The following is a 16,527-nucleotide window of genomic DNA, read 5'->3' on the forward strand; positions in this document are numbered from 1 at the left end:
TGCGGCCATGAAGACGGTTCTCTGCTACGGCGACAGCCTGACCTGGGGTTACAACGCGGAAACGCTCGACCGGCATGCCTTTGAGGATCGCTGGCCGAGCGTGCTCGCCAAAGCGCTGGGACCCGATGTCACCGTGATCGCGGAGGGCCTCAACGGCCGCACCACCGCCTATGACGACCATCTGGCGGATTGCGACCGCAATGGTGCCCGCATTCTGCCGACCATCCTGCACAGCCACGACCCGATCGACCTCGTCATCCTGTTCCTCGGCGCCAATGACATGAAGCCGACCATCTGCGGCACGGCCTTCGGCGCCGTGCAGGGCATGGAGCGGCTGGCGGAGCTGGTGCGCCATCACGCCTGGTCTTTCAGCGAGGAGGGCGGGCCGGAGGTGCTCATCGTCTCCCCGCCGCCGCTCTGCGAAACCGCCAACACCGCCTTCGCGGCGATGTTTGCCGGCGGTATCGAGCAATCGGCGATGCTGGCGACGCTCTATGCGGACCTGGCGGACGAGATCGGCTGCGGCTTCTTCGATGCCGGCTCGGTTGCGGAAACGACACCGCTCGACGGCGTGCATCTCGATGCGAAGAACACGCGGGCGATCGGCAAGGGTCTCGAGCCGGTCGTGCGCATGATGCTCGGATTGTAACCAAAAAAATCAAGACGCGGCGCTTCGTTCCCGCGCAACAAGTGAGGCAGGAAACGACATGGCTCAGACTTACGACGTCATCGTTATCGGTTCGGGTCCGGGCGGCTATATTGCCGCGATCCGTGCGGCGCAGCTCGGCCTGAAGACAGCCATCGTGGAGCGCGAGCATCTCGCCGGCATCTGCTCCAACTGGGGCTGTATCCCGACCAAGGCGCTGCTGCGCTCGGCCGAAATCTTCCACTATGCCCAGCATCCCGGCGATTACGGCATCAAGATCGAGGGAACGGTGACGCCGGACCTGAAGGCCATCGTCGCCCGCTCGCGCGGCATAGCCCAGCGTATGAACGGCGGCGTCGGCTTCCTGATGAAGAAGAACAAGGTCGACATCATCTGGGGCGAGGCCAAGATCACCAAGCCGGGCGAGATCGTCGTTTCCAAGACGACCAAGGCGATCCAGCAGCCGCAGGCGCCGCTGCCGAAGAATGTTCTTCCGGAAGGCACCTACACCGCCAAGAACATCGTCATCGCCACGGGTGCGCGTCCGCGCGCGCTTCCGGGCATCGAACCCGACGGCAAGCTGATTTGGACCTATTTCGAAGCGATGAAGCCGGAGGAAATGCCGAAGTCGCTCCTCGTCATGGGCTCGGGCGCCATCGGCATCGAATTCGCCTCCTTCTACCGCACGCTGGGCGTCGAGGTGACGGTCGTCGAGGTGATGAAGTCGGTCATGCCGGTCGAGGACGTCGAAATCTCGGCACTCGCCAAGAAGCAGTTCGAAAAGCAGGGCATGAAGATCCATCTGGAGGCCAAGGTGGCCAAGGTGGAGAAGGGCGCCAACTCCATCACCGCCCATGTCGAGATGAAGGACGGCAAGGTCGAGAAGATCACCGCCGACCGCATGATCTCTGCCGTCGGCGTGCAGGCCAATGTCGAGAATATCGGCCTTGAGGCGATCGGCGTGAAGACCGACCGCGGCTTCATCGCCATCGACGGTTACGGCAAGACCAACGTGCCGGGCATCTATGCCATCGGCGACGTCGCCGGCCCGCCGATGCTCGCCCACAAGGCCGAGCACGAGGCCGTCATCTGCATCGAGAAGATCGCCGGCCTGCCGAACGTGCATCCGATGGACAAGTCCAAGATCCCGGGCTGCACCTATTGCCACCCGCAGGTCGCCTCGGTCGGCCTCACGGAAGCCAAGGCCAAGGAACAGGGCCGCGATATCCGCGTCGGTCGCTTCCCCTTCGTCGCCAACGGCAAGGCGATTGCGCTCGGCGAAGACCAGGGTCTGGTCAAGACGATCTTCGACAAGAAGACCGGCGAGCTGCTCGGAGCGCATCTCGTGGGCGCTGAAGTGACTGAGCTGATCCAGGGCTTCGTCATAGCCATGAACCTCGAGACGACCGAGGAGGAGCTGATGCACACGATCTTCCCGCATCCGACGATTTCGGAAACGCTGAAGGAAAGCGTGCTCGATGCCTATGGGCGTGCGCTCAACGCTTGAACGTGCTAAAGCCCGCCTCCACATGAGGCGGGCTCACTTTTTCAGTGTCCGCAAGACAGGCGCGAAAGCCTGCCAGGAAAGTGGAAACGACATGGTCACCATTCTTGATCGCACCAATCCCGGCCCTGACGCCAAGCGGGTGCGCCACCCGGAAAAGGCCAAGCGGCCGGACACGGAAGTGCTGCGCAAACCGGAATGGATCCGCGTCAAGGCGCCGGTTTCCAAGGGCTATCAGGAAACGCGCGATCTGGTGCGCTCGCATAAACTGGTGACGGTCTGCGAGGAGGCGGGCTGCCCGAATATCGGCGAGTGCTGGGACAAGAAGCACGCGACCTTCATGATCATGGGCGAGATCTGCACCCGCGCCTGCGCCTTCTGCAACGTGGCGACGGGCAAGCCCAACGCCCTCGACATGGCGGAACCGGAAAACGTCGCCAAAGCCGTCAAGCAAATGGGGCTGTCGCATGTGGTCATCACCTCGGTGGATCGTGACGATCTTGCCGATGGGGGCGCCGAGCACTTCGAGAAGGTGATCTGGGCCATTCGCGCGGCCTCGCCGCTGACCACGATCGAAATCCTGACACCGGACTTCCTGAAGAAGCCGGGCGCGCTTGAGCGCGTCGTCGCCGCCAAGCCCGACGTCTTCAACCACAATATGGAAACCGTGCCGGGCAATTACCTGACGGTCCGCCCGGGCGCGCGCTACTTCCACTCCGTTCGCCTGTTGCAGCGCGTGAAGGAGCTGGATCCGACCATGTTCACCAAGTCGGGCATCATGGTGGGCCTCGGCGAGGAGCGCAACGAAGTGCTCCAGCTGATGGATGATCTGCGCACCGCCGACGTGGACTTCCTAACCATCGGCCAGTATCTCCAGCCGACCCGCAAGCACCACGCCGTCATGAGCTTCGTGACGCCGGAGGAGTTCAAGTCCTACGAGACCGTCGCCTATGCCAAGGGCTTCCTGATGGTGTCGTCGAGCCCGCTGACGCGCTCCTCGCACCATGCCGGCGATGACTTCGCCCGGCTGAAGGCGGCGCGCGAAAGGCTGGCCCGGAAAACCGCCTAGTTTTCCGTGATTCATGTCCATTTTTGAATCTTGCAAGCTTTATCTGCGGGCTCGGCCTTTCCCAGCGATTGCCGCTGTCGTTTTGGGCATTGCCAGTTCGGTGTTGGCGGAAAGCAATGAGGTCGCGCCTTCGGTGCAGTTTCTTCTGCCCATGGCATCCTTGGTGGCGCTGCTGTTTGTCGGATACACCGCGCTTGTGGATATGTATCGCTATTTAGCCCCGAAAGGCAGGAAGCCGCTCGAAGTGAACTCCACTATCTGGTCATACGTTCTTAGAACATTGGCCATCGGGTTATGTTGGACTGCTCCGTATTTCGCTCTCTTTACTGTCGTTTCTAATTTAAAATTGTCTCCTGCGTTCAACTTGATTCTTCTCCAGATACCATCCGTGCTTCTAAGCAGCCTCGTCTGGAGCATATTCGGTGTTTGGGTCGTCTCAGCGGTCGCTGATGACCCAGAACGACGATTGATTTTCCAACGCACAAAAGGGCCGATAATTTCCACCTTCGGCATACTTGTCTCGATCAATAGCCTGCTGTCCGTTGCATTTGTTTTGTCAAAGATTGCCACACAGCACCTGATCATATCGGCTAGCGCTGCCGTTATCTTTGAGACCTTAGGCGTGTTTCGCGAGATTGTTGTTGCTCCGATACTTATCAACGCATATTTGCGCGACAGTTCGAACATGGCGAGCAGGCCACCGGCAGCTGACGCCGGCCTATAATAGAACAGCGAAGCTGAGAGTATGCAGATGGCACACAACCTTGCGGCCTATGGCCGCGACGTGCAGGTTTGCGTGTTGAAATCGCGCGGCGAGAATGACGCCCTACTTGCAAGACTTGCCGCGGTTCATTAGCTCTCGGCCATGCCCCAGTTCGAAACCCGCCGTCCGGTTCCCCATTCACCCGATGAGATGTATGCCCTCGTCGCCGATGTCGAGCGCTACCCGGAATTCCTGCCGCTCTGCGAGGGGCTTTCCGTGCGCTCGCGCAAGGAGCGCGACGGCAAGGAATTGCTCGTGGCAGACATGACCGTCGGCTACAAGGCGATCCGCGAGACCTTCACCACGCAGGTGCTACTCAACAGGGCAGAGCGGGCGATCGACGTCAAATATATCGACGGGCCGTTCCGTTATCTCGACAACCGCTGGCGCTTCGAGCCGCTGCCGGACGGCGGCTGCTCGGTGCATTTCTTCATCGACTACGAATTCAAGAGCCGCATTCTCGGTGCGCTGATGGGCTCGATGTTCGACCGGGCCTTCCGCATGTTCACCGAGGCGTTTGAAAAGCGCGCCGACGCGATCTATGGCGGCACGGCCTCAACCGGCTGATATTTCGACCAGCATTTCCAGTGCGGTGCGCACGGTCGCAAGCCTGACGGCATTGCGGCCGATATCGCCGTAGCGCATTTCCCGATGCAGTGTCTCATGCCCGGTGCGCGCGGCGGCGAGGTGGACGAGGCCGACGGGTTTTTCCTCCGTGCCGCCGCCGGGGCCGGCGATGCCGGTTACGGCAATCGAGATATTGGCGCCGGAATTGCCGATGGCGCCCTGTGCCATTTCCAGCGCGGTCGGGCGCGAGACGGCGCCGTGCGCCTTCAGCGTCGCATTGGCGACGCCGATCATTTCGCGCTTGGCCTCGTTGGAATAGGTAACGAAACCGCGGTCGAAGACGCCCGACGAGCCGGGAATTTCCGTGATCGCGCCAGCGATCAGCCCTGCGGTACAGGATTCGGCGGTGGCGATCAGCAGCTTCTTCTCGGTGAAATCGGCAACGATGCTGCGGGCGGTCTCTTCGATATCCTCAGGCCAGAAGCTCATGCGTCGATTCCCTTGTAAACGACAGTAGCGGTGGCGATGGCGGCAATGCCTTCGCGGCGGCCGATGAAGCCGATCTTCTCGTTGGTCGTCGCTTTCACCGAGCAGCGGTCGATGGAGATGCCGAGGAAGTCCGAGAGATTCCGGCGCATAGCCTCCCGGTGCGGGCCGACCTTCGGCGCCTCGGCGATCAGCGAGACGTCGGCATTCATGATCGTGCCGCCGTTCGCGCGCACTATTGCTGCTGCATGTTCGAGGAAGATGCGCGAGGCGGCACCCTTCCATTGCATGTCCGACGGCGGGAAATGATCGCCGATATCGCCGGCGCCGCAGGTTGCGAGCAGGGCGTCGGTGAGGGCGTGCAGCGCGACGTCGGCGTCGGAATGGCCCGAGAGTTTCTGGTCGTGCGGGATGAAGAGGCCGCAGAGCGTCACGCCATCGCCCTCGACGAGCTGGTGCACATCGTAGCCGTTTCCGGTGCGCACATCCGGGAGCCCGTGCGAGAGGCGCTGGTCGGCCATGGCGATATCCTTCTGCAATGTAAGCTTGACGTTACCGGCGCTGCCTTCGACCAGATGCACGCGCACACCTGCCCATTCGGCGATCGAGGCGTCGTCGGTGAAATCCGTGCGGCCGGAGGCGGCCGCGCGGCGGTGCGCTTCGAGGATGGTCGCGAAGTGGAAGGACTGCGGCGTCTGCGCAGCAAACAGGCCGGAGCGCGAGACGGTTTCCGCGACATTGCCGTTGGCGTCGGCGCGCTTCAGCGTATCGGCGACCGCGACGGCGGGCAGGACGGCGCGGGCGCCGTGGCTGAAGGCGGCAAGGGTGCGTTCCAGGATGGCAGGCTCGACGAAGGGGCGCACGGCATCCTGGATGAGCACGTGGCTGATCTCGTCCTTCGCCAGCACTTCGAGACCGGCAAGCACGGATTGCTGGCGGGTCGCGCCGCCATGGACGACGGTGAGGCGGTCGCCGGCGGGCAGGGTGTTTTCGCGTGCCATATCGAACAAGGCCGCGTCATCGGGATGTATCACGACCACGATACGCCGGGCGGGCTGCCAATTGACAAAGAGATCGAGCGTATGGGAGATGACCGGCCTTCCGCCGATGCGGCGGTATTGCTTGGGGCCTTCGGCATGGCTGCCGGCCCGCTCGCCGCGACCGGCGGCTACGATCACCACACCGCAGGAATGCGCATTTTCCGCCTGCATTTCGGTCATCGACCTCCCGTTTCAAAGCGTTTTGAGGTGGTTTAGCCGGAAGGATGCCGCAATTCCAGCGCTGTCAGGAAAAATGCGGGTGCGCAGGATTGCGGCTTGGCAAGAACGACAATGATGGCTAAAAATAGTGCAGAGACATGACCTGCTTGAAAGATGAGCATTTGACGATCCCCGCTCTGTCGGCACCGCTGGCGATCCGAAACCAGACCCTGCGCAACCGCGTGGTGCTGGCGCCGATGTCGGGCGTCACGGACCTGCCGTTCCGCGATCTCGCCTGGCGTTTTGGCGCGGGACTGGTGGTGACGGAGATGGTGGCAAGCCGGGAGCTGGCGCTGAATGCGCGGGAAAGCTGGTCGCGCATCCGCAATTGCGGAATCGCGCCGCATATGGTGCAGCTCGCCGGCCGCGAGGCGCACTGGATGGCGGAAGCCGCCAGGATCGCCGAAGGCGAGGGCGCCGATATCATCGACATCAATATGGGCTGCCCCGCCAAGAAGGTGATCGGCGGCTATTCCGGTTCGGCGCTGATGCGCGATCCCGACCATGCGCTCGGGCTGATCGAGGCGACGGTCAATGCGGTGACGGTGCCGGTCACGGTGAAGATGCGGCTTGGCTGGGACCATGATTCGCTGAACGCCCCGCATATCGCCGCCCGCGCCGAGGCGGCGGGTGCCGCGATGATCACCGTGCATGGCCGCACGCGCATGCAGTTCTACGAGGGCAAGGCGGATTGGGACGCGATCCGTGCGGTGCGCGACGTGCTGTCGATCCCCCTCGTCGCCAATGGCGATGTCGAGACATCGGAGGATGCCGCGGAAATCCTGCGCCGTTCGGGCGCCGATGCCGTGATGGTCGGCCGTTCCGCGCAAGGTCGTCCCTGGCACCCGGCGGTTCTGGCCGGCGCCATCGACCATCCCTCGCTGGATGTGGTCGCAGCGACGGCAGTGGAGCACTATCGTATGATGCTCGATTTCTACGGCGTCGAGGCGGGCCTGCGCCATGCACGCAAACATGTCGGCTGGTATCTCGGGCACTACGCTCCCGATCTGCCGGGCGCGGTGAAGGCGGAGATCATGACGGCGCGTGACAGCGAATTCGTCGCACGCCGGCTGGAGGCGGCCATTCTGGATGCGGGTGCCGCAGGGATCGGAGAGGCGGCATGACGGACAAGGCCCCACAGCAGAACGCCGCCAATGCGCCGGACCTGGCGCTCGCCGTGCTCAATGCCATCCAGAACCCGGTCATTCTCGTCGATATCGAAGGCCATGTCGCATTCGCCAACTGGGAGGCGGAAGCCTTCTTCGGCGCGAGTGCCAACCATCTGGCGAAGCACAAGGTTTCGAGCCTGATCCCGTTCGGAAGCCCGCTTCTGACGTTGATCGACCAGGTGCGCGAGCGCAAGGCGCCGGTCAGCGAATACCGCGTGGACCTGTCCTCGCCGCGCCTCGGCGCCGACAAGCTCGCCGATATCTATGTGGCACCCGTGACGACCGAGCCGGCGGGCTCCGTCGTGGTCGTCATCCAGGAACGCTCGATGGCGGACAAGATCGACCGGCAGCTGACGCATCGCGGTGCGGCGCGCTCCGTCACCGGCCTTGCCTCCATGCTGGCGCATGAAATCAAGAACCCGCTGTCCGGCATTCGCGGCGCCGCACAGCTTCTGGAGACCTCCGTCATCGACGAGGACCGGGCGCTGACCCGGCTGATCTGCGACGAGACCGACCGCATCGTTTCGCTGGTCGATCGCATGGAGGTGTTTTCCGACGAGCGCCCGGTGGATCGCGTGCCGCTGAACATCCATGCCGTGCTTGACCATGTGAAGGCGGTGGCAAAGGCCGGGTTCGGGCGCAACATCAAGATCACCGAACTTTACGACCCCTCGCTCCCGCCGGTCTTCGCCAACCGGGACCAGTTGGTTCAGGTCTTTCTCAATCTCATCAAGAACGCCGCGGAAGCGATCGGCGACCGGCCGGAGGGCGAAATCCAGCTGACGACGGCCTATCGGCCCGGCATCCGGCTTTCCGTCGCCGGAACGCGGGAAAAGATCTCGCTGCCGCTGGAATTCTGCGTGCATGACAACGGTCCCGGCGTGCCCGGCGACCTGCTGCCGCATCTCTTCGATCCCTTCATCACCACCAAGACCAACGGCTCCGGGCTCGGCCTCGCCTTGGTGGCAAAGATCATCGGCGGCCATGGCGGCATTGTCGAATGCGACAGCCAGGGCTCGCGAACCACCTTCCGCGTGCTGATGCCGGCCTCCCGCGGCGTCAGCGAAGACGACGACTTTCCCAAGACCAAAGGACATATCTGATGACAGGCGCCACAGTCCTCGTTGCCGATGACGATGCCGCGATCCGCACGGTTCTCAACCAGGCGCTCAGCCGTGCCGGCTATGACGTGCGCATCACCTCCAATGCGGCGACACTGTGGCGCTGGATTTCGGCCGGCGAGGGCGACATCGTCGTCACCGACGTCGTGATGCCCGACGAGAATGCCTTCGATCTCCTGCCGCGCATCAAGAAGGCCCGCCCGGACCTGCCGGTGCTGGTGATGAGCGCGCAAAACACCTTCATGACGGCGATCAAGGCCTCGGAGAAGGGCGCATACGACTATCTGCCGAAGCCTTTCGATCTGACGGAACTGATCGCCATCATCGGCCGCGCCCTTGCCGAGCCGAAGCGCAAGCCGGCACGGCTCGACGACGACACGCAGGACGGCATGCCGCTGGTCGGCCGCTCGGCGGCCATGCAGGAAATCTACCGCGTGCTGGCGCGTCTCATGCAGACGGACCTGACGCTGATGATCACCGGCGAATCGGGCACCGGCAAGGAACTCGTCGCCCGCGCGCTGCACGACTACGGCAAGCGCCGCAACGGCCCCTTCGTCGCCATCAACATGGCGGCCATCCCGCGCGATCTCATCGAATCGGAACTGTTCGGTCACGAGAAGGGCGCCTTTACCGGCGCGCAGAACCGCTCGACCGGCCGTTTCGAGCAGGCCGAGGGCGGCACGCTGTTCCTCGACGAGATCGGCGATATGCCGATGGATGCGCAGACGCGCCTACTGCGCGTGCTCCAGCAGGGCGAATACACGACCGTCGGCGGCCGCACGCCGATCCGCACCGATGTGCGCATCGTGGCGGCGACCAACAAGGACCTGAAGCAGTCGATCAACCAGGGCCTGTTCCGCGAGGACCTGTATTACCGCCTAAACGTCGTGCCGCTGCGCCTGCCGCCGCTGCGCGACCGTGCGGAGGACATCCCTGATCTGGTGCGCCATTTCGTGCAGCAGGCGGAGAAGGAAGGGCTCGACGCCAAGCGTTTCGACCAGGAGGCGCTGGAACTGATGAAGGCGCATGCCTGGCCGGGCAATGTGCGCGAGCTGGAAAACGTCGTGCGCCGCCTGACCGCGCTTTACCCGCAGGACGTCATCACGCGCGAGATCATCGAGACGGAATTGCGGGCGGACGTGCCCGACAGCCCCATCGAAAAGACCGTGACGCGCAGCGGCTCGCTTTCCATCTCGCAAGCGGTGGAAGAGAACATGCGGCAGTATTTCGCAAGCTTCGGCGACGGCCTGCCACCGGCCGGTCTCTACGACCGGGTGCTGGCCGAGATGGAATATCCGCTGATTCTCGCCGCGCTTACGGCGACCCGCGGCAACCAGATCAAGGCGGCCGATCTGCTCGGCCTGAACCGCAACACGCTGCGCAAGAAAATTCGCGAATTGGGCGTGTCTGTGTACAGAAGTTCCCGCTCCGCTTGACTTAACGGCAAGAGGCGTTGCATTTTGGCCACAATCTGTTGCTTGAGGGTAACAGAGGGGTTTGCGGCCGAATTCGTCCGCGTGCCTGAACGTCTAGGGATTCGGTTGCGACTGCGGCCGATCCTCCCTGCGGTCGGCGCCATCCCGAAAACAAGAGAATAACGCCGGCGCCTTTCGAGGCGTTCGGCCGGGGAAGCGATGCAGCAGATGGACGAGCGTTTGGACCTGCTTGCGGGCGGCGGTGAGGGGAAGGTGTCGGCAGACCGGCGCGCCTCCTTCGCCCTGCCGGGCCTCGTGCTGGCCGGCGGTGCGCTTGTCGCCGCCACGCTGTCGCTGTTCATTCTTCTGGGCCTGACGCCGATCAAGCCGGTCGCCAACGTCGTCATCGCCTCGGCGGCGATCAATGCCATCTTCATCGTCGGCCTGATGTTCCTGATCGGGCGGGAAATCGTCCGGCTCTTGCGTGCCCGCAGCCGTGGCCGGGCTGCCGCGCGGCTTCATGTGCGCATCGTCGCGCTGTTTTCGATCGTCGCGATCACGCCCGCCGTGCTCGTTGCCATTTTCGCCTCGATCACGCTCGATGTCGGCCTCGACCGGTGGTTTTCCATCCGCACGCAGTCGATCGTCAGTTCCTCGCTGAACGTGGCGCAGGCTTATATGCTGGAAAATGCCAGCTACCTGCAGGGCCAGACAGCCTCGATGGCGAACGACCTTGACCGCAATCGCCAGCTCTACAGCCTCGACCGCACCGGCTTTACCGAATTGATGACGCGGCAGGCGCGCGGGCGCGGCATGCTCGCCGCCTCCCTGCTGCGCGCCGACGGCTCCGTCATTCTTCAGGCCAATATTCCGACGGAAAACCGCCTGCCGCCGGCCCCGGAAGATGCATTGAAGGCGTCCGCCGCCGGCCAGCCGACGCTCATCCCACCGGGTCAGACCAACCTCGTCGGCGCCATCATCAAGCTCGACAACATCCCGGACGCCTTCCTCTACACGATCCGTACCGTCGATCCCGAAGTCATGCGCTCCATGCGGCTGATGGAAGAGAACACGGCGGAATATCGCGCGCTGGAAGCCGGCCGCACGACGCTGCAAATCGCCTTCGGCGTGCTCTATCTCGGCTTCGCGCTCATCGTCCTGCTCGCGGCGATCTGGACCGCGATCGCGGTCGCCGACCGCATCGTCCGGCCGATCCGCCAGCTGATCGGCGCCGCCGACAGCGTCGCCTCCGGCAATCTCGATGTCACGGTGCCGGTGCGTGTGGCCGATGGCGACGTCGGCAACCTCTCGCGTACCTTCAACAAGATGATCGCCGAAATCCGCACCCAGCAGGGCGAGATTCTCGACGCCAAGGACGAGATGGATCATCGCCGCCGCTTTATCGAGGCGGTATTGTCGGGCGTGACGGCAGCCGTCATCGGCGTCGAGGGCGACGGGCGCATCACCATCGTCAATCTCTCGGCGGAAATCCTGCTCGGCCGCAACGCGGTCGACCTGATCGGCGAGCCGCTGGTCGGCGTCACGCCGGAAATCGCCGCCGTGCTGGCCGAGGGCTCTGCCCGTCATCGCAACGAATTCCGCAAGCAGATCAACATCATGCATGGCGGCAAGGAGCGGACGCTGAACGTGCAGGTGATCCGCGAGGAAGCAAGCGACGCGCAGGAATCCTTCGTCATCAGCGTCGACGACATCACCGATCTCGTCATCGCGCAGCGGTCCACCGCCTGGGCGGATGTGGCCCGCCGCATCGCCCATGAGATCAAGAACCCGCTGACCCCGATCCAGCTTTCGGCCGAGCGCATCCGCCGCCGTTATGGCAAGCAGATCGATCAGGAGGATCGCGCGGTCTTCGACCAGTGTACGGATACGATCGTGCGTCAGGTCGAGGATATCGGCCGCATGGTGGACGAGTTCTCCTCCTTCGCACGCATGCCGAAACCCACCAAGGAGCGTTCGGACCTGCGCAATATCCTGAAGGATGCCGTATTCCTGCGCGAGATGGGCAACAACCACGTCGCCTTCCAGAAGGATCTCGGCGAGGTGCCGCTGACGGGCCTGTTCGACGCGCGCATGCTTGCCCAGGCCTTCGGCAATCTCATCAAGAACGCGGTGGAGGCGATCGAGGCGCTGCCGCCGGAGGCCGAACGCGGCGAGCACAAGATCCTCGTGCGTGCCGAGGCTGATGATGCGGGACGGCGGTTTGTCGTCGACGTCGTCGACAACGGAAAGGGCCTGCCGACGGAGAACCGGCATCGCATTCTCGAACCCTACATGACGATGCGCGAGAAGGGCACCGGGCTCGGCCTCGCCATCGTGAAGAAGATCATCGAAGACCATGGCGGGCAGCTGGAATTGCATGACGCCCCCCAGGACTTCGACAACGGCCAGGGGGCGATGATCCGTGTGATCCTGCCCTATGAAGAAACCGCGGCCGTCGATGCGGACAAGAATAAGAGCAAGGAAATGAGCCATGGCGTCTGATATTCTGGTCGTTGACGACGAAGAGGACATCCGCGAGATCGTCTCCGGCATCCTGTCGGACGAAGGGCACGAGACGCGCACCGCCTTTGACAGCGACAGTGCGCTGGCGGCGATCAGCGACCGCGTGCCGCGGCTCGTCTTCCTCGACATCTGGATGCAGGGCAGCAAGCTCGACGGGCTGGCGCTGCTCGACGAAATCAAGAGCCGGCATCCCGATCTGCCGGTCGTGATGATCTCCGGCCACGGCAATATCGAGACGGCGGTATCGGCGATCCGTCGCGGCGCCTATGATTTCATCGAAAAGCCGTTCAAGGCCGACCGGCTGATCCTGATTGCCGAGCGGGCGCTGGAAAACTCCAAGCTGCGCCGCGAGGTGACGGAGCTGAAGAAGCGGTCCGGCGATCCGGTCGAGCTGATCGGCACCTCCGTCGCCGTCTCGCAGCTGCGCCAGAACATCGACAAGGTCTCGCCGACAAACAGCCGCATCATGATCCTCGGCCCCTCCGGTTCCGGCAAGGAGCTGGTGGCGCGCATGATCCACCGCAAGTCGACGCGGGCAAGCGGCCCCTTCGTCGTGCTGAACGCCGCGGCGATCACGCCGGAGCGCATGGAGGTCGCGCTGTTCGGGACGGAAGGCACGCCCGGCCAGCCGCGCCGCACCGGCGCGCTGGAAGAGGCGCATGGCGGCATCCTCTATCTCGACGAGATCGGCGAAATGCCGCGCGAGACGCAGAACAAGATTCTCCGCGTTCTGGTGGATCAGCAGTTCGAGCGCGTCGGCGGCTCCAAGCGGGTGAAGGTCGATGTGCGCATCATTTCCTCCACAGCCTACAATCTCGAAAGCCTGATCGCCGAGGGCGGGTTCCGGGAAGATCTTTACCACCGCCTCGCTGTTGTGCCGGTCCGTGTGCCGCCGCTGGCCGAACGGCGCGAGGATATCCCGTTCCTCGTCGACATGTTCATGCGCCAGATCAGCGAGCAGGCCGGTATCCGCGCCCGCAAGATCGGTGACGACGCGCTTGCCGTGCTGCAGGCGCATGACTGGCCGGGCAACATCCGCCAGCTGCGCAACAATATCGAGCGCCTGATGATCCTCGCCCGCAGCGACGGCCCCGATACGCCGATCACCGCCGACATGCTGCCGACGGAAGTGGGTGACATGCTGCCGAAAATCTCCACCCAGGGCGACCAGCACATCATGACGCTGCCGCTGCGTGAGGCGCGCGAAATGTTCGAGCGTGACTATCTGATCGCGCAGATTAATCGCTTCGGCGGCAACATTTCGCGCACGGCCGAATTCGTCGGCATGGAACGCTCCGCGCTCCATCGCAAACTGAAGTCGCTTGGCGTATAAGGCGCCAAGAGACTGAGGGATTCTAGGGCATGAAGGTCATCATCTGCGGCGCCGGACGCGTCGGCTACGGTATTGCCGAGCGGCTCTCGGAAGAGGGCAACGACGTCTCCGTCATCGACACGCAGCCGTCGCTGATTTCTGCCATCACCGAGACGCTCGATGTCAGCGGTATCGTCGGCCATGGCGCCCATCCGGAGGTGCTGGCCAAAGCCGGCGCCGACCAGGCGGACATGCTGATCGCCGTGACCCTGTTCGACGAGATCAACATGGTCGCCTGCCAAGTCGCCCATTCGCTGTTCAATGTGCCGACCAAGATCGCCCGCATTCGCGCGCAGAGCTATTTGGCGCCGGAATATTCCGATCTTTTCTCGCGCGAAAACATGCCCATCGACGTTACCATCTCGCCGGAGGTGGAGGTGGGCAAGATGGTGCTGCGCCGCATTTCCTTCCCGGGCGCGACGGATGTCGTGCGCTTTGCCGACGACCGCATCGTCATGGTGGCGATCGAGTGCATGGAGGATTGCCCGGTCGTCGAAACGCCGCTGAAACAGCTCAGCGAGCTTTTCCCCGACCTCAATGCCACCGTCACCGGTATCTTTTCCAACGGCAAGCTGACGGTGCCGAATTCCTCCGACCAGCTGCATTCCGGCGATCTCGCCTATGTGGTCTGCGACAAGGGGCATGTGCGGCGCACGCTCGCGCTGTTCGGCCATGAGGAGCAGGAGGCGGCGCGCATCGTCATCGCCGGCGGCGGCAATATCGGCTATTTCGTCGCCAAAGCCATCGAGGATTATCAGCCGAAGACCCGGCTGAAGATCATCGAAAGCGACCGGGAGCGCGCCGTCGCCGTCGCCGACAAGCTGCGCAACGCCGTCGTCCTGCATGGCTCGGCGCTCGACCAGAAAATGCTCCTACAGGCCGATATCCACGATGCCGACCTGATCGTGGCGCTGACCAACAACGACCAGATCAACATTCTGGGCTCCGTCATGGCCAAGCGGCTGGGCTGCAAGCAGAATCTCGTTCTGATCAACGATCCGAGCTACCAGGATTTCACCAAGACGCTGGGCATCGACGCCAGCATCAATCCGCGCGCCGTGACGATCTCCGGCATCCTCCAGCATGTACGCAAGGGCCGCATCCGCTCCGTCTATGCGGTGCAGAAGGGCTCGGCCGAGGTGATCGAGGCCGAGGCGCTGGAAACGTCGCCGCTGGTCGGCAAGCCGCTGCGCGATATCGAACTGCCGCCCGGCATCCGCATCGGCGCCGTCTATCGCGACAAGACGGTGATCCGGCCGGACGGCAACACCAAGATCAAGGCGAAGGACCGGGTGGTGCTCTTTGCCGCAGCCGGTGCGGTGCGCCATGTCGAACAGCTCTTCCGCGTCAGCATTCAATACTTCTAGGATCTCCATGCCGCGCTTCGCCTATGTCAACGGCCGCTATGTTCGCCATGCCGATGCCGCGGTTTCGATCGAGGACCGGGGACTGGTCTTCGGCGATGCGGTCTATGAAGTCTGCCAGGTGCAGAAGGGGTTCATCGTCGACCTGACGCGCCATCTCGACCGGCTCGACCGTTCGCTCGGCGAAATCCGCATTCGCGCGCCGATGAGTCGCTCGGCGCTTGTCGGCATCCTACGCGAGGTGCTGCGCCGCAACCGCGTGGTCAACGGCATGGTCTATCTCCAGATTTCGCGCGGCGTTGCCCGGCGCGATCATGTGTTTCCCGCGCCGGAGGTGCGGGCCTCGCTCATCGTGACGGCGAAAAGTATCAATCCGGCGATCAATGCCGCGAAATATGCCGCCGGCATCAAGGCGATGACTGTGCCGGACAACCGCTGGGGCAGGGTGGATATCAAGACCGTCGGCCTGCTGCCGAACGTGCTGGCCCGCCAGCAGGCGAAGGAGGCGGGCGCGCAGGAGGCGATTTTCGTCGATCCGGACGGCAACGTCACAGAGGGCGGCGCAACGAACCTGTGGATCGTCGACAAGGCCGGAATGCTGGTGACGCGGCCGGCCGACCACGCGATCCTCAAGGGCATCACCCGCACGACGTTGATGGATGTCGCCGAAAAACTCGGGATTGCCGTGCAGGAACGGCGCTTTTCGGTGGCGGAAATGCTCGAAGCGCGCGAGGTTTTCATCACGGGGGCGACGACCATCTGTCTGCCGGTCGTGGCCATCGACGGGCACAGCGTCGCTAACGGGCATCCCGGCATGACGGCGCAGAAAATCAGGGATGCTTTTTTCGCCGTTGCGGAGAAGACCGTGATTTGATACCAAAATCGACGGTCGGGCACATTGGTTGCCGGGCCTGGGGGCAATTTATTTCAGTCAACCGGTCTCAAGGGCCGGCAATCAGAAAGAAGCGGCGCGATGGCGGAACGTTCTCAGAACCTGCAGGATCTTTTTCTTAATACCGTTCGCAAGCAAAAGATTTCTCTCACGATCTTTCTCATCAACGGGGTCAAGCTGACCGGGGTTGTCACATCCTTCGACAATTTCTGCGTGCTGCTCCGTCGCGACGGTCACTCGCAGCTCGTGTACAAGCACGCGATCTCGACCATCATGCCCGGCCAGCCGCTGCAGATGTTCGAGACCGAGGAAAGCGGCTCCTGACAGGACCCAAGACCATTAAAAAATCTGATTCATCCAAGGATTCCATCGTCCCG

General features: G+C 63.2%; 15 protein-coding genes. 13 read left to right on the plus strand and 2 right to left on the minus strand.

The window, feature by feature from the left end:
• The first annotated feature begins 7 nt into the window (after positions 1 to 7).
• The 5 genes from ACOZKU_RS14400 (at position 8) to ACOZKU_RS14420 (ending at position 4,549) form a co-directional block, all read left to right on the plus strand.
• Entirely contained in the window at positions 8 to 649 is a 642-nt protein-coding gene (locus ACOZKU_RS14400; RefSeq protein ID WP_421579454.1) for an SGNH/GDSL hydrolase family protein, read from the plus strand.
• Between the two features lie 58 nt (positions 650 to 707).
• Positions 708 to 2,153 (plus strand): dihydrolipoyl dehydrogenase, encoded by a 1,446-nt coding sequence (gene lpdA, locus ACOZKU_RS14405; RefSeq protein WP_421579455.1) that lies wholly within the window; start codon positions 708 to 710, stop codon positions 2,151 to 2,153.
• 22 nt (positions 2,154 to 2,175) lie between these two features.
• On the plus strand, positions 2,176 to 3,219 hold the full coding sequence (gene lipA / locus ACOZKU_RS14410; RefSeq protein WP_421579456.1) for a lipoyl synthase: 1,044 nt from the start codon (positions 2,176 to 2,178) through the stop codon (positions 3,217 to 3,219).
• Positions 3,220 to 3,232: 13 nt separating this feature from the next.
• Positions 3,233 to 3,943, plus strand: a complete 711-nt coding sequence (locus tag ACOZKU_RS14415) for a hypothetical protein (protein WP_421579457.1) — start codon at positions 3,233 to 3,235, stop codon at positions 3,941 to 3,943.
• Positions 3,944 to 4,084: 141 nt separating this feature from the next.
• Complete coding sequence (locus ACOZKU_RS14420; protein ID WP_314094057.1) at positions 4,085 to 4,549, plus strand: type II toxin-antitoxin system RatA family toxin; 465 nt, start codon at positions 4,085 to 4,087, stop codon at positions 4,547 to 4,549.
• Here ACOZKU_RS14420 and ACOZKU_RS14425 read toward each other — a convergent pair.
• Together ACOZKU_RS14425 and ACOZKU_RS14430 are read right to left on the minus strand one after the other, a co-directional pair.
• Positions 4,538 to 5,038, minus strand: a complete 501-nt coding sequence (locus ACOZKU_RS14425) for a CinA family protein (protein ID WP_421579458.1) — start codon at positions 5,036 to 5,038, stop codon at positions 4,538 to 4,540. The genes ACOZKU_RS14420 and ACOZKU_RS14425 overlap by 12 nt on opposite strands.
• Complete coding sequence (locus ACOZKU_RS14430) at positions 5,035 to 6,255, minus strand: bifunctional 2-C-methyl-D-erythritol 4-phosphate cytidylyltransferase/2-C-methyl-D-erythritol 2,4-cyclodiphosphate synthase (protein ID WP_421579459.1); 1,221 nt, start codon at positions 6,253 to 6,255, stop codon at positions 5,035 to 5,037. The genes ACOZKU_RS14425 and ACOZKU_RS14430 overlap by 4 nt, the downstream gene beginning before the upstream one ends.
• A 137-nt stretch (positions 6,256 to 6,392) precedes the next feature.
• On the opposite strand from ACOZKU_RS14430, the gene dusB reads away from it, so the two are divergent.
• The 8 genes from dusB to hfq all read left to right on the plus strand — a co-directional run bounded on the left by dusB (position 6,393) and on the right by hfq (position 16,474).
• Positions 6,393 to 7,418: a tRNA dihydrouridine synthase DusB gene (gene dusB, locus ACOZKU_RS14435; protein ID WP_421579460.1), complete on the plus strand. Its 1,026-nt coding sequence runs from the start codon at positions 6,393 to 6,395 to the stop codon at positions 7,416 to 7,418.
• Positions 7,415 to 8,566, plus strand: coding sequence for a two-component system sensor histidine kinase NtrB (locus ACOZKU_RS14440; RefSeq protein ID WP_421579461.1), 1,152 nt, complete (start codon positions 7,415 to 7,417; stop codon positions 8,564 to 8,566). Before dusB ends, ACOZKU_RS14440 begins: the two co-directional genes overlap by 4 nt.
• Complete coding sequence (ntrC, locus tag ACOZKU_RS14445; protein WP_314094049.1) at positions 8,566 to 10,020, plus strand: nitrogen regulation protein NR(I); 1,455 nt, start codon at positions 8,566 to 8,568, stop codon at positions 10,018 to 10,020. The genes ACOZKU_RS14440 and ntrC overlap by 1 nt, the downstream gene beginning before the upstream one ends.
• 207 nt (positions 10,021 to 10,227) lie before the next feature.
• Positions 10,228 to 12,501: an ATP-binding protein gene (locus tag ACOZKU_RS14450; RefSeq protein WP_421579462.1), complete on the plus strand. Its 2,274-nt coding sequence runs from the start codon at positions 10,228 to 10,230 to the stop codon at positions 12,499 to 12,501.
• On the plus strand, positions 12,491 to 13,855 hold the full coding sequence (locus ACOZKU_RS14455; RefSeq protein WP_314094043.1) for a sigma-54 dependent transcriptional regulator: 1,365 nt from the start codon (positions 12,491 to 12,493) through the stop codon (positions 13,853 to 13,855). The genes ACOZKU_RS14450 and ACOZKU_RS14455 overlap by 11 nt, the downstream gene beginning before the upstream one ends.
• Positions 13,856 to 13,884: 29 nt before the next feature.
• A complete protein-coding gene (gene trkA, locus ACOZKU_RS14460; protein ID WP_421579463.1) occupies positions 13,885 to 15,261 on the plus strand; it encodes a Trk system potassium transporter TrkA in 1,377 nt (458 codons plus the stop codon).
• 7 nt (positions 15,262 to 15,268) lie between these two features.
• Positions 15,269 to 16,132, plus strand: coding sequence for a D-amino-acid transaminase (locus ACOZKU_RS14465; RefSeq protein WP_421579464.1), 864 nt, complete (start codon positions 15,269 to 15,271; stop codon positions 16,130 to 16,132).
• A 99-nt stretch (positions 16,133 to 16,231) separates the two neighbouring features.
• On the plus strand, positions 16,232 to 16,474 hold the full coding sequence (gene hfq, locus ACOZKU_RS14470) for an RNA chaperone Hfq (protein ID WP_023514954.1): 243 nt from the start codon (positions 16,232 to 16,234) through the stop codon (positions 16,472 to 16,474).
• Positions 16,475 to 16,527 lie beyond the last annotated feature (53 nt).

Origin of the sequence: Shinella sp. M31 (assembly GCF_049199205.1) — a bacterium.
GTDB lineage: Bacteria > Pseudomonadota > Alphaproteobacteria > Rhizobiales > Rhizobiaceae > Shinella.

Excerpts from the sequence above, each read along its gene's own strand:
- ACOZKU_RS14400 (WP_421579454.1), top strand. The coding sequence starts at position 8 with ATGAAGACGGTTCTCTGCTACGGCGACAGCCTGACCTGGGGTTACAAC.
- lpdA (WP_421579455.1), top strand. The coding sequence starts at position 708 with ATGGCTCAGACTTACGACGTCATCGTTATCGGTTCGGGTCCGGGCGGC.
- lipA (WP_421579456.1), top strand. The coding sequence starts at position 2,176 with ATGAGGCGGGCTCACTTTTTCAGTGTCCGCAAGACAGGCGCGAAAGCC.
- ACOZKU_RS14415 (WP_421579457.1), top strand. The coding sequence starts at position 3,233 with ATGTCCATTTTTGAATCTTGCAAGCTTTATCTGCGGGCTCGGCCTTTC.
- ACOZKU_RS14420 (WP_314094057.1), top strand. The coding sequence starts at position 4,085 with ATGCCCCAGTTCGAAACCCGCCGTCCGGTTCCCCATTCACCCGATGAG.
- ACOZKU_RS14425 (WP_421579458.1), bottom strand. The coding sequence starts at position 5,038 with ATGAGCTTCTGGCCTGAGGATATCGAAGAGACCGCCCGCAGCATCGTT.
- ACOZKU_RS14430 (WP_421579459.1), bottom strand. The coding sequence starts at position 6,255 with ATGACCGAAATGCAGGCGGAAAATGCGCATTCCTGCGGTGTGGTGATC.
- dusB (WP_421579460.1), top strand. The coding sequence starts at position 6,393 with ATGACCTGCTTGAAAGATGAGCATTTGACGATCCCCGCTCTGTCGGCA.
- ACOZKU_RS14440 (WP_421579461.1), top strand. The coding sequence starts at position 7,415 with ATGACGGACAAGGCCCCACAGCAGAACGCCGCCAATGCGCCGGACCTG.
- ntrC (WP_314094049.1), top strand. The coding sequence starts at position 8,566 with ATGACAGGCGCCACAGTCCTCGTTGCCGATGACGATGCCGCGATCCGC.
- ACOZKU_RS14450 (WP_421579462.1), top strand. The coding sequence starts at position 10,228 with ATGGACGAGCGTTTGGACCTGCTTGCGGGCGGCGGTGAGGGGAAGGTG.
- ACOZKU_RS14455 (WP_314094043.1), top strand. The coding sequence starts at position 12,491 with ATGGCGTCTGATATTCTGGTCGTTGACGACGAAGAGGACATCCGCGAG.
- trkA (WP_421579463.1), top strand. The coding sequence starts at position 13,885 with ATGAAGGTCATCATCTGCGGCGCCGGACGCGTCGGCTACGGTATTGCC.
- ACOZKU_RS14465 (WP_421579464.1), top strand. The coding sequence starts at position 15,269 with ATGCCGCGCTTCGCCTATGTCAACGGCCGCTATGTTCGCCATGCCGAT.
- hfq (WP_023514954.1), top strand. The coding sequence starts at position 16,232 with ATGGCGGAACGTTCTCAGAACCTGCAGGATCTTTTTCTTAATACCGTT.